A 13,955-nucleotide genomic window follows, 5' to 3' on the forward strand; every position below is an offset into this window, starting at 1 on the left:
TCACGGGCTCACACGACACGTAAACCGTCCGGGACTCGGCGCGGGTCAGCCCAAAACGCATCGTGGATGAAGCGGTTGAACAGATCCGGCGGCAGCACGGTCTCGCGCGGCTGCGCTTTGACCGTGCTGCCGACGGTGTGCAGGCCGGGGGTGCCGGCGCGTTCGTCGAACTCGGTGACGTCGTAGGCGACATGATCGAAGTCGTGGGTGAATACCGTCTCACCGATGAAGTCATAGATCGCGTGCAACACCTTGGCGGGCTCGGTGGTCAACGTCTCGTACTGCACCACCAGCAGCCGGTCGCGTTGCGCGCCGTAACACGCCTGCTTGAGCGCATCAAAGGGGGCACCGACCATACCGTTCTGCGACGCCACCCCATTGGCCCGGGAATACACCGTGCCGCCCGGCTGATAGTTGAAGATCGACGACGGCGTGAACACATTGCGCTGGATCAATCGCTCAATACTGTCGAGCACCCACGGCATCTCCCGCACGCAGGCAATCACTTTCGCAGCCGGGAACAACTGCACCAGCGCCGGCATCCACCCACACCAGGCCCGGTTGGTATCGAAGATGACCTCGGCAGGGCAGTCGGCATAGAAGTTGTCGAACAATCCGTGCAGGATGCGTTGGCGTTTGACGTCGTCGATGAACACCGAGAACTCGTTGCGGGCACTCATCTCACCCAACAGCGCACCAAACAGCCCGGCTAACGGCCCCGACATCCCGGCCTCGAACCGCGGGTTTTGCCGCAGCAACGCCGCTAACAGTGTTGAGCCCGAACGCGGTAGCCCGGAAATAAAGTGCATCGACGCCATCGCAGGCTCCTCGTAATCAGGCGGGCGGTCGCCGAGTCCCGGGGACCCGACGACCGCCCGCCTGTGGGTGACGCCGTAGCCGATTGGAGATATTTCGCATCAACGAACCCGCCGTGCCGGAGCCACACCTGTGGGTGAGCAACCCCACGCGCTAACCGGGCTGCCCGTCGGCCCCGGTGCTGCCCTTAGCACCGGCCTGGCCGTCGGGGTTACCGGTGCCACCGGCGCCGCCGGTGTTACCAGCGCCGCCGGCACCGCCGGACACGCCCGTACCACCGATACCGGCACCGCCGGTACCGCCGTCACCGCCGTTGCCCGACACCGTGCTCGGCAGCGTGCCATCGGCCCCGGTCGCGCCCGCGGTACCCGCTGTGCCACCGAAGGGACCACCGCTGGCGCCAGCCGCACCGCCAGCGCCGCCGGCACCGACCGTGCCGAGGTTACCACCCGTACCACCTGCGCCACCGGCCCCACCGCCGACAATCTCGTCACCAACGGCCCGGGTCCCAAGTTCGGTAACGGTGCCACCGCCGGCGCCACCGTTACCGCCGGCGCCACCGTTGCCGGCCAGGCCGGATCCGCCGCCGACGCCGCCGGCGCCGCCGGCTCCGGCGGCGCCGGCGGCAGTTGCCGCCGTCGCCGATGAGGAACCCGCTGCTACCGCCGTCTCCGCCGATACCGCCGTAACCGCCGCCGCCTCCGTAACCGTTGCCGCCGTTAGCGAACGTGCCGGCGGCACCGTTGGCACCGGCGCCGCCGGCACCGCCCGCCCCACCATTGCCGAACAGCCAGCCCGATGCGTTACCCCCGGCACCACCAGTACCGGCAGAGTGACCGAACTCGCCGGGGCCGGCGGCGACGCTTGCACCGCCGGCACCGCCGACACCACCGTCACCCATGAACGAGCCGCCGGCGCCACCGTTGCCTCCGTACGCACCCAGGCCGCCGGCCCCGCCGTCACCGCCGTCACCGATCAACCCGCCAGCACCACCGGCACCGCCGACAACCCCGGCAGCGCTGGCTGCGTCGTACCCGTTCCCGCCGTCGCCGAACAACAATCCAGCGTTGCCGCCGTTAGGGTCGGTCGCGGTGCCATCGGTGCCGTTACCGATCAAGTACACGCCCGCCATCTGATTGATGGCGTTGTCGACCTGCTCACCGAACGAGCTGGTGATCCACGCCTCCACACCGGTGTGAATCGGCGTATACACCCACTGATCGAACAACTGGGCATAGTCGATCGACGACGACGCGGCAGCACCCGCACCGTCCAGCAACGAATCCGCCGACACCCCACTCCCAGCGGTAAACGTGGGATCCAACGCTGTCACCCACGCCGACACCTGCGCCCCCAACGTCGGGTCGATGCTGGACAGGGAATCAATGACCGGGTCGAGCATCAGGTCGAGTTCGTCAGCGCGCGCCGGCGGGGCAGCCGCCAACGGCGACAGGCCGAATGCCACAAACGCGCCGGCAGCACCACCGGAACCGATCACTCGATTGCGGCGGTGCGCCTTCGTGCGGCGGGCACCCTGCTGGTTATTGGTGTGACGACGACTCATCTGGGAACACCTTTCGTGAGAACGGCTCTACCGAGCCGGTGAAGCATCGAGGGCAAAGACGGGGAGTGATTCGGTCGATCAGAACGCGGCAAGAAGGTCCTGCAGCCAGGTGGACGCGTCCGCGGCCGCGGCGCCGCCGTCGAGGAGATCGGTGGGAATGATGGGCAAGGTGACGTCGCTCAGGGGCGACCCCGAACCGTCCCAGCCCAGCAGCGAGGCGATGGTCTGCACCATGCCCTCCCACGCCCCCAGCGGGCCGATCGGATGTGAAGTCAAAGTGACCTGGTCAATCTGAGGAACGCCGGTTAAATGGAGGCCGATGCTATTGAAAATCGACCCGCCGACCCCATCAACGACGTCGCCGCTGCTGAGCAATCCCCCGAATGCGAAATCCAGATTCGTCATGTACATGCCCGACGGGAAAACATCCGCGCTATTTATCGCCGGAACCAGGCTATCGAGGTTGAGATCCGCGCCGTTGAAATAGGCGCCGACCATGTTGGCCAGCGTCTCATTCAGGTCATCGCCGGCGCTGATGCTGTTGCCCAGCGCCACCCAAGGTGCGATGAAGGGACCCAACTCGCCCATGATGATGCCGCTGACCGGTGAGCCCAAGAAATTGAGGATCGGCGCAACCTCAGCAGGGTTGACATTGGGGGGCAGGAAATTGGGAGCTTCCGAAAAAAGGAACCGATGCTCCACATCGAGGGTGTGGGCAAGAACCGTGTTCGTGGTGTCTTTGGTCGCGTTTTGCAGTGGTAAGCCCGTCAACACCGCCGCGAGATTCGCCTGCATCTGCTGACTGATGGCGGTGACGGTGCTGCTGGTCGGGTCGTTGAGGAAGGCCTGCAGGTAACCGACCTGGTTGGCGATCAGCTGCTGCAGCCCGACATTGGGGGCGTCGAAGAAGGCGTTGAGCAGTTGCGTCGCGTTCTGCGAAGCGGCGTTGTACTGGTCGATCCACGGTGTCAGCAGATCGGAGTCGCCGGCGATCAGGGCTACGTCACGAACCGTGGCCGGCACGGGCAGGTACCCCACACTCGGGGGCGCAGAGACGACAAAGCCGGCGCCCAAAAGAACGGCACCGGCGATTGCGAAGGGGCGGAGCTTTGTTGGGCAGGGCGAAGCCCCGGGCCGGGCGCGCCTCGTAGCGCGCGGAGGCGTCGGCGTGTTCTGAGGAGCCATGGATGTTGTCCCTTCGCTGTGGTGAGTGGATGCGCTGAAAGTCATGGCAGAGCCGAACGATTGCGATGCGGGAGTAGGCCCGGCGGCGGTGCCGCGTGCCAAGTGCACGATGCCTCCTCAGATGGGTGTCGGCTCAAGCGATCTCAAGGTGTGACCGAGTAAACCTGAGCACTACCAACATCTCCATGGCCTCTTCTTAATTCGCCACAGAGCCTCTCTGGTTAGCAATCTATAGATGGCATTGAACGTGCTGCTCAATCCGGGTAGGCCGCTCACCAGGGCGAACACAATTTCGTGAGGCGATACTTCAAAGAGCAACGGTCAACGAGGCGGGCTCTGAAACACGTTCCGGGCGCCGCGTCTAGTTTGCTGAGCAGCACAAATACCAGTTACCCGAGAGTAACAACTACGAAATGCGGTTAGCTGTGCTGACATACCGCTGCACGACGTTTTGTTGAACTCTTCTGCCGCAAATCACGCTCGTCGCTGAGTCGCAATACACGATCTTGCTAAGCATCACGATGCAAGTGCCGGCCGCTATCACGGCACGTCGTGCCGGCGTCGCTTCCCACGTCACCCCAGAAGACGACTAAACAGACTCACTCACAAGGATATTCATCAGTCAGTGCGAACATGGCGGAACCTAGCCCCACTTCGCCATCAGGGTCGGGCAGATCGAGACCGCCCAACCGGGCCGGGTCGACGTCGACACAATGCCGGCCAGCCGACCGTCGCGCACCGTGCAGGTCATCAAGGTGAACGCTCGCCCAGAGCCTCGAAGTCGCCCGCTTGCGACGCCGCCAGAAAGACATCGACCACCGCGCGCTGCTCACCCAGAAACGCGATCTTCTCCCCGAACCGCGCCGCCTGTTGGCGCACCAACTCCACCACGGTGTCCGCGGTAGGCGCGATCTCCCCACCCATCCCGGCTCCTTCACCCCGTAAGCATCACGGGCTCACACGACACGCAAGCCATCAGGAACTCGGCGCGTGTCAGCCCAGAACGCGTCATTGATGAAGCGGTTGAACAGATCCGGCGGCAGCACGGTCTCACGCGGCTGCGCTTTGACCGTGCTACCGACGGTGTGCAACCCGGGGGTGCCGGCGCGTTCGTCGAACTCGGTGACGTCGTAGTCGATGTGATCAAAGTCGTGGGTGAACACCGGCTCACCGATGAAGTCATAGATCGCGTGCAAGACCTTGGCGGGCTCGGTGGTCAACGTCTCTTACTGCACTTATACACCGTGCCTCCGGGTTGATAGTTGAAGATCGACGACGGCGTAAAGACGTTGCGTTGGATCAGACGTTCGATGCTGTCGAGCACCCACGGCATCTCCCACACGCAGGCAACCACTTTCGCAGCCGGGAACAACTGCACCAGCGCCGGCATCCAGCCGCACCAGCCGCGGCTGGTATCGAAAATGACCTCGGCAGGGCAGTCGGCGTAGAAATTGTCGAACAACCCGTGCAGGATGCGTTGACGTTTAGCGTCGTCGATGAACACCGAAAACTCATTGCGCGCACTCAACCCACCCAACAGCGCATCGAACAGCCCGACCAGCGGACCCGACATCCCCGCCTCGAAACGAAGGTTTTACCGCAGCAACGCCGCCAACAGCGTCGAGCCCGAACGCGGTAGCCCTGAGATGAAATGCATTGTCGTCACAGCGAACTCCTACCCAGTCCGAGGCCGAATGCGATCACGGTCACCGGACCCACGAGAGTCCAATGACCGTGATCGCTGTACATCGACGCACTCAGCCGGGCTGACCGGCAGCACCCGCTGCTCCGGTGCCACCCGGCGGCGTCCCGGTTCCACCCGCGGCGCCGTTCCCGCCGATCAACCCGCCCGCGCCACCGGCACCGCCGGCAACACCGGCGTCCGCGCTTGCGTCGTAGCCTGAGCCGCCGTCACCGAACCACAACCCGCCAGCACCGCCATCGGGATCGGCTGCCGTCCCGGCGGTGCCGTCACCGATCAGATAGAGTCCGGCTATTTGGTTGATGGCGTTATCGACCTGCTCACCGAATGAGCTGTTGATCCAGGCCTCCAGGCTGGTGTGAATCGGGGTGTAGATCCACTGGTCGAATACCTGAGCCATGTTTACGGACGCGGCGGCACCCGCGTTCGCGGAATCGAGGACCGAATCCACGGCCGTCGCGCTGTCACCGGCGAACGTCGGATCAAAGGCCCCCACCCAGGCCGTCACTTCGGCCCCCATCGCGGGGTCGACATTCGACAGCCAATCGATTGCGGGGTCGAGAATCAGGTCGAGTTCGTCGGCCCGGGCAGACGGCGCCGCGCCGAGCGGCGCCATACCGAATGCCAAGAACGCACCCACCGTGCTGGTGGCACCGATCACTCGTTTGCCGCCCCCCCGACCGGCCGCGCTCTGACGGGCCCGCTGGCTGCTGGTGTGGCGATGACTCATGTGGGAACACCTCTCGTGTGAAGCGGATTTCAATAGAGCAAGAATTGAGATTCCTCAGCGGAATGGACTGTTAGTGATCAGAACAACGCAACGAGCTCTTGCCACAGACTGGGCGCATCCGCGGCAGCGGCACCGACTCCGCCGTCGTCGAGGACATCGGTGGGGATGACCGGGAGGGTGACGTCGCTCAACGGCGACCCGGTACCGTCCCAGCCAAGAAGCGACGCGATGGCCTGCGCCCAGCCCTCCCAGGCCCCTAGCGGCCCGACCGCTTGGCCCAGGTAATCAATCGGTGCCGGAGCACCGGCAAGGTGGATGCTGACACTGTTGAAGATCGAGCCGCCGATTCCGACGGGATACGGCGCGTAGCCCCCCACTTCCCCCGGGCTGAGCAGCCCACCGAAGGCGATGCCGAGGTTCTCGATGTTGTAACCCGCCGGCAAGAAACCGGCTTGCTCAATCGACGGGATCAGACTGTTAAGGCTCAGATCCGCGCCGTTGAAGTAGGCGCCGACCATGTTGGCCAGCGTCGTATTCCCATCGTCGCCGTCGGTGATGCTGTTGTACAGCGCGACCCACGGGGCGATCTCGGGGCCCAGTGCGCCCATGATGATGCCGCTCAGCGGCGACGATAGGAAATCGAGGATCTGGGTCACTTCGGCAGCGTTGACACTGGTCGGTAAGAACTGCGGAACTTCTTGGAGCAGGAAAGAGTGACCCGAATCTAGGGTGTGCGCAATGACCGTCGCTATGGTTCCCTCATTGCCCGCCAGACTGCCCCACGCGTTCTGCAGCGTGAAGCCCGTCAGCACCGCCGCGAGATTCGCCTGCATCTCCTGGCCGATGGCGGTGACGCTGCTACTGGTCGGGTCGTTGAGGAAGGCCTGCAGGTAACCGAACTGGTTGGCGATCAACTGCTGCAGACCGACATTGGGGGCGTCGAAGAAGGCGTTGAGCAGTTGCGTCGCGTTCTGCGAAGCGGCGTTGTACTGGTCGATCCACGGTGTCAGCAGATCGGAGTCGCCGGCGGTCAGGGCTACGTCACGAACCGTGACAGACCCGAATGCCTGCCCCAAACCCGTTGGCGTACCGACGACAAGGCCAGCACCCAGGACAACTGAACCGGCAATTGCTAAGGGGTGAAGCTTTGTTGGGCAGGGCGAAGCCCCGGGTCGGGCGCGCCTTGTAGCGCGCGGAGGCGTCGGCGTGTTCTGAGGAGCCATGGATGTTGTCCCTTCGCTGGGGTGAGTGGATGCGCTGAAAGTCATTGCCGAGCCGAACGATTCCGGCGCGCCGGTAGGCCCGGCGGCGGTGCCGCGTGCCAGGTGCACGATGCCTCCTCAGATGGGTTTCGGCTCAAGCGATCTCAAGGTGTGACCGAGTAAACCTGAGCGCTACCAACATCTCCATGGCCTGTTCTTAATTCGCCACAGAGCCTCCCTGGTTAGCAATCTATAGATGGCATTGAACGTGCTGCTCAATCCGGGTAGGCCGCTCACCAGGGCGAACGCAACTTCGTGAGGCGATACTTCAAAGAGCAACAGTCAGCGAAACGGGTTCTCAAACACGTTCCGGGCGCCGCGTCTAGTTTGCCGACCAGCACAAACACCGGTTACCCGATAGTAATAACAGCGAAATACAGTTAGCTGTGCTGACATACCTCCGCGCGACGTTTTATTGAAATCTTCTGCCGCAAATCACGCTCGTCGCTGAGTCGCAATACACGATCTTGCTAAGCGCCACGATGCGAGTGCAGGCCGGTACCACGCCGCGCCATGCCGGCGTCGCTTCCACCGATGCCCCACAGGACCCCTATAACAGACTCCCCCACAACGATATTCAGCAGTGAGCGCGAACACGGCGGAACCTAGCCCCGCGTCATCAATCAGGGCCGGGCAGATCGAGGCCGGCCAACCGACCCGCCGGCGTCGCACGTCCAGCACCTTGCCGCGTGCCCGGCCTTGGCCGCGTCGGCGGATTTGCCGAGTTACGACCCACCTGGGAGATAACACCCGCGAACAGGCCTAACCTGCACATCCATTGCTCAAATACCCCACTGGGTATACGCTGGCGGGAGATTCACCTCGACACTTCCGCCCACGAGAAACCGGGAGGCCCCCATGGCCCGAGTCGTCATCCTCGGCGCCGGAATCGCCGGACACACTGCCGCACTGCATCTTCGGCGGATGCTCTCCGCGCAGCACCAGGTTGCCGTGGTCTCCCCCGAACCGGACTGGAACTGGATTCCCTCCAACATCTGGGTCGGGGTGGGCAAAATGACGGCCAAGCAGGTGCTGATACCCCTCAAACCGATCTACCAGCGCAAAGGGATCGAGTTCCATCAGGGCTATGCCACCGTCATCCGCCCGGAGGGCACCCGTGAGCAGGACACGCCAACGGTCGAGCTCACCTATACCGAGCCGTCACGACAGGGCCAGAGCGCCACACTGGACTACGACTACCTGATCAATGCCACCGGCCCCCAGCTGAACTTCGCCGCCACACCCGGCCTCGGCCCGGACGGACATTCCTGGTCGGTCTGCACCGCCGCGCATGCCACGCAGACCGCCAAAGCGTTAAGCCACGTGGTAGATCGGCTCAACGCCGGTCAGCACCAGCGGTTGATCATCGGCGTCGGCCACGGCACCGCTACCTGCGAAGGGGCCGCCTTCGAGTACACGTTCAACGTCGAACACACCCTGCGCACAGCGGGCGTACGCGACCTGGCCGAGATCATCTATCTGACCAACGAATACGAACTCGGCGACTTCGGTGTCGACGGGATGAAGTTCGTCGACAAGGGCTTCACCCAGTCCAGCCGGATGTGGACGGAGTCACTGTTCCGCGAACGCGGGGTCAAGGCCATCACCCAGGCGCACGTTCACGAAGTGACGGAGAACAAACTGCGCTACGAGCAGCTGGACGGCGCCCAGCATGAACTCTCCTTCGACTTCGCGATGCTGCTGCCCCCTTTCAGGGGCGCCAGCCTGACCGCCTACGACAAGAACGGCGAGGACATTACGTCGACCATGTTCGCCCCGTCGGGATTTCTGAAGGTCGACGCCGACTACTCCGGCAAACCTTACGAACAGTGGGCCGCCGACGACTGGCCCTGTACATACGAGTCATGCGTCTACCCGAACATCTTCGCGCCGGGCATCGCGTTCGCTCCGCCGCACCCGATATCGCGGCCACGCACCAGCACCAACGGCACGGTCATCAGCCCCAGCCCGCCACGAACCGGCATGCCGTCCGGCATCATGGCCAAGACCGTGGCCCAGACCATCCGCGACCGCATCGCCCACGGCGCTGACGCGCCGGCCCATCGGGCTTCGATGGCAGCGATGGGCGCCGCATGCGTCGCGTCGGCGGGCACCGGCTTCCGCGACGGCTCGGCCGCGGCGATGACCATATTTCCGGTGGTTCCCGACCCGATCAAGTATCCCGACACTGGCCGCGACCGAGCAGCCACCTCCGGCGAAATCGGACTGGCAGGTCACTGGATCAAGGCTCTCTTGCATTACCTGTTCCTCTACAAGGCCAAGGCCAGGCCGCTGTGGTGGCTGATCCCCGAATGAAAGGCGCCCCCGTGGACGACGACATCGACACCGCGGCGAACGCGCAGACCGCCGAACGGATCGCTGATGCACCGCTGCCGACTCGTACGACGTTGCGGCTCCGGCAGAATCTCCCGGTCCAGCTGTGGCGATTTGCCCGCATCAACCTCAAGATGATGCGCATCATTCTCGGCGGTCACCACTGAGGGCGATGCCTACCGGTGACAGCGCACCGTGGGTTTCGCCGGGCGTTTGACGGCCCGTTATCGAGATAGGCTTACTATCCCAAGATGACCGCGGAAACATTCGTCACCCACGCGCCCGGCGATCTGCGGATCATCGCCGACCGCCAGGGTGACCCGCAGGCACGCGCCGTGGTGTTCCTGCACGGCGGCGGGCAAACCCGCCGGTCCTGGGGCCGGGCCGCCGCGGCGGTGGCCCAGCGCGGCTGGCAGGCCGTCACCGTCGACCTGCGCGGACACGGTGAATCGGACTGGGCGGCCGAAGGCGACTACCGCTTGGTCAGCTTCGCCACCGACATCCAGGAGGTGCTGCGCACCCTGCCACCGGACCCGGTGCTGGTCGGCGCCTCATTGGGCGGATTCACCTCGATGCTGCTCTGCGGCGAACTGGCTCCCGGTGTCGCCAGCGCGGTGGTGCTGGTCGACATCGTGCCGAACATGGACGCCAGCGGCGCGGAGCGGATACAGGCCTTCATGGCCGAGCGGATGGAGTCGGGCTTCGGCTCCCTCGACGAGGTCGCCGCCGCGATCTCCGCCTACAACCCGCACCGGCCCCGCCCCGCGGACCTGGACGGGCTCACCGCCAACCTGCGCCGCCGTGGCGACCGCTGGTACTGGCACTGGGATCCCAAGTTCGTCAACGGCAGCGAGGAACTGGCTCCCCTGGAGATCCACGACGTCGAGCGGCTCAACGCCGCGGTGCAGACCATCCTCGAGGGCGGCGTACCGATGCTGCTGGTGCGCGGCCAGCTCAGCGACCTGGTCAGCGCACAGAGCGCCGAGGCTTTCCTGGCCCGGTTCCCGCAGGTGGAGTTTGTCGACGTCGCCGGTGCCGGCCACATGGTCGCCGGGGACCGCAATGACATCTTCGCCGACGCCATCCTGGGCTTTCTGGCCCGCCACGGCGGCTGATTTCAGCCGAACACGGTCTGCCCGTCGGCGCCGAGCAGATAGCGCTCGGTGCCGTCGGTCACCCGGGGTGCGTCGGCGGCCATTGCCACCGCGATCTTGTTGCCCGCGTTGCGCATCACGTCCAGGGTCAGCTCGATGGCCTGCTCGTCGGTGAAATGTTTACGCACCCCGGCGGCCACCTCGGCGTCGATATTCGCCGGCGTCCAGACCAGTGCGTCGACGTAGCGCAGCGCCGCTTTCTGCGCCTCGCTGAGCAGCCGGGATTCCTCGAACCGCTCAATGTCGTCGTACAGCGACTCGGACCCGCCGGCATCCAGGGCGGTGGTCTCCCGCAGTGACTTGCACAGCCGGCAGTTGTGCTGGGCCGCGCCGCGCAGCCGCACCACCTCGGAGGTCACGGCGTCCAGGGAGCGCAGCCGGGCGACGGCGGGCATGAACCCGTTGAACAGGGCGTCGGCTGGATGGCCCGCGTGATCCCACCCGATCGGGTCGGGCCACTGGATCGCGATACCTACCGCATCGAGGCCGGTGCGCACCCGCGGCACGAAATCGGCGACATACATCTGCACGACGGCGTCAAAGGCCTTCTCCCCCAGCGCCTCCCGTAGCCGGGACCGCTGGGCTTCGGTGATCATCGAGACGTCGACGCTGAACTGTTCGGCGAACTCCACTACCGCGGGGTCGGCAGCGGATTCGTCGGCCGGTGCCTCGGCCGGCAGCGGCGGCAGACCCAGGGTGCGCCCGCAGACCTCGCGGACCAGCCCGCCGATGCTCCCGCCCGAGCACGCCACCAATCGGTTCAGCTCATCAAGAACGTCCATCGCTCCGATTATGGACCGTGCGACGGTACGCGTGCACTCAGACGGTGCGGGCCAACCGATGCGCCAGCAGCTCGGCGAACCGCGCCGGATCCTCCAACGCCCCGCCCTCGGCCAACAGTGCTGTGCCGTAGAGCAATTCCGCAGTCTCGGCCAAGTCGGCGTCCTCGGGCCGCTCGCTGTGCGCCTGGCGCAGACCGGTGACCAGCGGATGGGACGGGTTCAGTTCGAGGATGCGCTTGCCGACCGGCACCTCCTGGCCGTTCGCGCGGTAGATCCGTGCCAGCGCCGGAGTCATCTCGAAGGTGTCGGTGATCAGGCAGGCCGGCGACTCGGTCAGCCGGGTGGACAGCCGAACCTCTTTGACGTGCTCGGTCAGAGTCTGCTGCAGCCAGGCGATCAGGTCCGCGAAATCCTTCTGCTGCTCTTGGCGCTCGGCCTCGTGCGCGGACTTGTCCTCCTCGGAGTCCAGATCCACCTCGCCCTTGGCCGTGGACTGCAGCGGCTTCCCGTCGAACTCGGCGACAGTGTTCACCCACACCTCGTCGACCGGGTCGGTCAGCAGCAGCACCTCGTAGCCCTTGGCCTTGAACGCCTCCAGGTGCGGCGATTTGAGCAGTTGTTGGCGGGATTCGCCGGTGGCGTAGAAGATCTGCTCCTGGCCCTCTTTCATGCGTTCGACATACTCGGCCAGCGTGGTCGGCTCGGAGTCGCTGTGCGTCGAGGCGAACGAGCTGATCGCAAGCAGTGCTTCTTGATTGTCGAAGTCGGAGAGCAACCCCTCTTTGACGACGCGACCGAACTCGGTCCAGAAGGTGCGGTAGTCCTCGGGCCGCTGCGACTGCAGCTCCTTGATGGTGGACAACACCTTCTTGGTCAGCCGCCGGCGGATCGCGCTGATCTGGCGGTCCTGCTGCAAGATCTCCCGGGAGACGTTGAGCGACATGTCCGCCGCGTCCACGACACCCTTGACGAAGCGCAGGTACTCCGGCATCAGCTGGTCGCAGTCGCCCATGATGAACACGCGCTTGACATACAGTTGCACCCCGACCTGGGCGTCCCGGTTGAACAGGTCGAACGGGGCGTGCGACGGGATGAACAGCAGCGCCTGGTATTCGAACGTGCCCTCGGCCTTCATCGCGATAACCTCGAGCGGGCTATCCCACGCGTGCGCGATGTGCTTGTAGAACTCGTTGTATTCCTCTTGCGAGACTTCGTCTTTGGGGCGCGCCCATAGCGCCTGCATCGAGTTCAGGGTTTGGGTCTCGACCGTGACCGTTTCTTCACCGCCCTCCTCGGCAGCCGGGGTCCGGCGCTCGACCTGCATCCGGATCGGCCAAGCGATGAAGTCGGAGTACTTCTTGACCAAGCCCCGGATCGTCCACTCCGCGGTGTAGTCGTGCAGGGCGTCTTCGGCGTCTTCGGGCTTGAGGTGCAACGTGATCGACGTACCCTGGGGCGCGTCCTCAACCGGTTCGATGGTGTACGTGCCATCACCACTGGACTCCCAGCGGATGGCCTCGCTCTGGCCGGCCTTGCGGGTGAGCATCTCGACCTTGTCGGCGACCATAAACACCGAGTAGAAGCCGATCCCGAACTGGCCGATCAGCTCTTGGGATGCTTCGGCGTTCTGCGCTTCGCGCAGTTGCTGGCGCAGCTCGGCGGTGCCGGATTTCGCCAGGGTGCCGATCAGGTCCACCACCTCATCGCGCGACATACCGATGCCGTTGTCGCGGACCGTCAGGGTGCGGGCGGACTTGTCGACCTCGATCTCGATGTGCAGGTCGGAGGTGTCCGCCTCGAGGTCCTTGTTACGGAACGCCTCAAGCCGCAGCTTGTCCAGCGCATCGGAGGCGTTGGAGATCAGCTCCCGCAGGAACGCGTCCTTGTTGGAGTAGACCGAATGGACCATCAAATCCAGCAGCTGCCGAGCCTCAGCCTGAAACTCCAACTGCTCCACACGTTCGCTCATAAGCGCCGAATTTTACCGACGGCTTCATCGCGCCGCCCGGGGGGTCGCACCCGACGCACGGCCTTTACTGGATCTTGACCGCGCGTTGAATCGCCCCACCGACGATGGCCACGTGACTACCATTCAAGCCGTGGAGCTGGGGGTTTTGGGACCTCTGCAGGCCCGACTGAACGGCGCCCCGGTCGTAATCCCGGGCGCCAAACCGCGTGCGATCCTCACCATGCTCGGGCTGCACGGCGGTTCCGTCGTGTCCGCCGAAACGCTGATCGATCTGCTCTGGGGCGACGGGCCGCCGCGCACCGCCGCCAAGGCCCTGCAAACCCACATCTCTGAATCGCCCTGGTTCTCCCGGAGGCTCGATCTATTGGATTTCGACCAGGTTCTGGTCGTTCCGTGATGCATCGTAGAACGCCGCTTCGAACTCGGTCGGCGGAACGTCGCTGAGGTAGCCGTGCAG

The 13,955-nt window shown here is 64.7% G+C and carries 14 protein-coding genes and 1 pseudogene; 5 read left to right on the top strand and 10 right to left on the bottom strand.

Annotated features, from left to right (window positions below; genetic code table 11):
* Nucleotides 1–8: 8 nt before the first annotated feature.
* On the bottom strand, nt 9–818 hold the full coding sequence (locus BN4346_RS39405) for a sulfotransferase family protein (RefSeq protein WP_067974350.1): 810 nt from the start codon (nt 816–818) through the stop codon (nt 9–11).
* Between the two features lie 130 nt (nt 819–948).
* Between BN4346_RS39405 and BN4346_RS47750 the strand changes: the two genes are divergently transcribed.
* Nucleotides 949–1,464, top strand: coding sequence for a hypothetical protein (locus BN4346_RS47750; protein ID WP_067974353.1), 516 nt, complete (start codon nt 949–951; stop codon nt 1,462–1,464).
* Here BN4346_RS47750 and BN4346_RS50080 read toward each other — a convergent pair.
* From BN4346_RS50080 to gjpA (BN4346_RS39435), 7 genes are all read right to left on the bottom strand, one after another.
* A complete protein-coding gene (locus BN4346_RS50080) occupies nt 1,361–2,380 on the bottom strand; it encodes a PGRS repeat-containing protein (protein WP_067974356.1) in 1,020 nt (339 codons plus the stop codon). The two genes, BN4346_RS47750 and BN4346_RS50080, sit on opposite strands and share 104 nt — an antisense overlap.
* A 78-nt stretch (nt 2,381–2,458) precedes the next feature.
* Nucleotides 2,459–3,673, bottom strand: a complete 1,215-nt coding sequence (gene gjpA, locus BN4346_RS39420; RefSeq protein WP_154677614.1) for an outer membrane porin GjpA — start codon at nt 3,671–3,673, stop codon at nt 2,459–2,461.
* A 642-nt stretch (nt 3,674–4,315) separates the two neighbouring features.
* Nucleotides 4,316–4,489 carry a hypothetical protein gene (locus tag BN4346_RS47760; protein WP_154677615.1) on the bottom strand — a complete coding sequence of 58 codons (174 nt, stop codon included), beginning with the start codon at nt 4,487–4,489 and terminating at the stop codon, nt 4,316–4,318.
* A gap of 32 nt (nt 4,490–4,521) precedes the next feature.
* Nucleotides 4,522–4,785 (bottom strand): hypothetical protein, encoded by a 264-nt coding sequence (locus BN4346_RS49110; protein ID WP_235653670.1) that lies wholly within the window; start codon nt 4,783–4,785, stop codon nt 4,522–4,524.
* Complete coding sequence (locus tag BN4346_RS49115) at nt 4,782–5,138, bottom strand: hypothetical protein (RefSeq protein WP_235653671.1); 357 nt, start codon at nt 5,136–5,138, stop codon at nt 4,782–4,784. The genes BN4346_RS49110 and BN4346_RS49115 overlap by 4 nt, the downstream gene beginning before the upstream one ends.
* Before the next feature lie 184 nt (nt 5,139–5,322).
* On the bottom strand, nt 5,323–5,997 hold the full coding sequence (locus BN4346_RS49530; RefSeq protein WP_067974363.1) for a PGRS repeat-containing protein: 675 nt from the start codon (nt 5,995–5,997) through the stop codon (nt 5,323–5,325).
* Between the two features lie 77 nt (nt 5,998–6,074).
* Complete coding sequence (gjpA, locus tag BN4346_RS39435) at nt 6,075–7,127, bottom strand: outer membrane porin GjpA (protein WP_096867712.1); 1,053 nt, start codon at nt 7,125–7,127, stop codon at nt 6,075–6,077.
* A gap of 990 nt (nt 7,128–8,117) precedes the next feature.
* On the opposite strand from gjpA (BN4346_RS39435), the gene BN4346_RS39440 reads away from it, so the two are divergent.
* The 3 genes from BN4346_RS39440 (at nt 8,118) to BN4346_RS39450 (ending at nt 10,708) form a co-directional block, all read left to right on the top strand.
* Nucleotides 8,118–9,575 (top strand): NAD(P)/FAD-dependent oxidoreductase, encoded by a 1,458-nt coding sequence (locus BN4346_RS39440; protein WP_067974370.1) that lies wholly within the window; start codon nt 8,118–8,120, stop codon nt 9,573–9,575.
* A gap of 11 nt (nt 9,576–9,586) precedes the next feature.
* Nucleotides 9,587–9,760: a hypothetical protein gene (locus BN4346_RS39445; RefSeq protein WP_235653672.1), complete on the top strand. Its 174-nt coding sequence runs from the start codon at nt 9,587–9,589 to the stop codon at nt 9,758–9,760.
* An 84-nt stretch (nt 9,761–9,844) separates the two neighbouring features.
* The gene (locus tag BN4346_RS39450) at nt 9,845–10,708 is read left to right on the top strand and encodes an alpha/beta fold hydrolase (protein WP_067974376.1); all 864 of its coding nucleotides are present in this window, start codon (nt 9,845–9,847) and stop codon (nt 10,706–10,708) included.
* Nucleotides 10,709–10,710: 2 nt separating this feature from the next.
* Here BN4346_RS39450 and BN4346_RS39455 read toward each other — a convergent pair whose 3' ends face one another.
* Nucleotides 10,711–11,529 (bottom strand): carboxymuconolactone decarboxylase family protein, encoded by an 819-nt coding sequence (locus tag BN4346_RS39455; protein ID WP_067974379.1) that lies wholly within the window; start codon nt 11,527–11,529, stop codon nt 10,711–10,713.
* A gap of 37 nt (nt 11,530–11,566) precedes the next feature.
* Nucleotides 11,567–13,498 carry a molecular chaperone HtpG gene (gene htpG / locus BN4346_RS39460; RefSeq protein ID WP_067974382.1) on the bottom strand — a complete coding sequence of 644 codons (1,932 nt, stop codon included), beginning with the start codon at nt 13,496–13,498 and terminating at the stop codon, nt 11,567–11,569.
* A gap of 130 nt (nt 13,499–13,628) precedes the next feature.
* On the opposite strand from htpG, the pseudogene BN4346_RS39465 reads away from it, so the two are divergent.
* Nucleotides 13,629–13,829: pseudogene (locus BN4346_RS39465) on the top strand (AfsR/SARP family transcriptional regulator); the annotation flags it as partial.
* Nucleotides 13,830–13,955: the final 126 nt, after the last annotated feature.

This window comes from Mycolicibacter icosiumassiliensis (assembly GCF_900078685.2).
In the GTDB taxonomy this organism is placed as follows: Bacteria; Actinomycetota; Actinomycetes; order Mycobacteriales; family Mycobacteriaceae; genus Mycobacterium; species Mycobacterium icosiumassiliensis.

What these genes read in the sequence shown, in the direction of transcription:
- htpG (WP_067974382.1), bottom strand. Translation starts at nt 13,498, where the DNA reads ATGAGCGAACGTGTGGAGCAGTTGGAGTTTCAGGCTGAGGCTCGGCAG.
- BN4346_RS39450 (WP_067974376.1), top strand. Translation starts at nt 9,845, where the DNA reads ATGACCGCGGAAACATTCGTCACCCACGCGCCCGGCGATCTGCGGATC.
- BN4346_RS39405 (WP_067974350.1), bottom strand. Translation starts at nt 818, where the DNA reads ATGGCGTCGATGCACTTTATTTCCGGGCTACCGCGTTCGGGCTCAACA.
- BN4346_RS49115 (WP_235653671.1), bottom strand. Translation starts at nt 5,138, where the DNA reads ATGTCGGGTCCGCTGGTCGGGCTGTTCGATGCGCTGTTGGGTGGGTTG.
- BN4346_RS50080 (WP_067974356.1), bottom strand. Translation starts at nt 2,380, where the DNA reads ATGAGTCGTCGTCACACCAATAACCAGCAGGGTGCCCGCCGCACGAAG.
- BN4346_RS39455 (WP_067974379.1), bottom strand. Translation starts at nt 11,529, where the DNA reads ATGGACGTTCTTGATGAGCTGAACCGATTGGTGGCGTGCTCGGGCGGG.
- BN4346_RS39440 (WP_067974370.1), top strand. Translation starts at nt 8,118, where the DNA reads ATGGCCCGAGTCGTCATCCTCGGCGCCGGAATCGCCGGACACACTGCC.
- BN4346_RS49530 (WP_067974363.1), bottom strand. Translation starts at nt 5,997, where the DNA reads ATGAGTCATCGCCACACCAGCAGCCAGCGGGCCCGTCAGAGCGCGGCC.
- BN4346_RS47760 (WP_154677615.1), bottom strand. Translation starts at nt 4,489, where the DNA reads ATGGGTGGGGAGATCGCGCCTACCGCGGACACCGTGGTGGAGTTGGTG.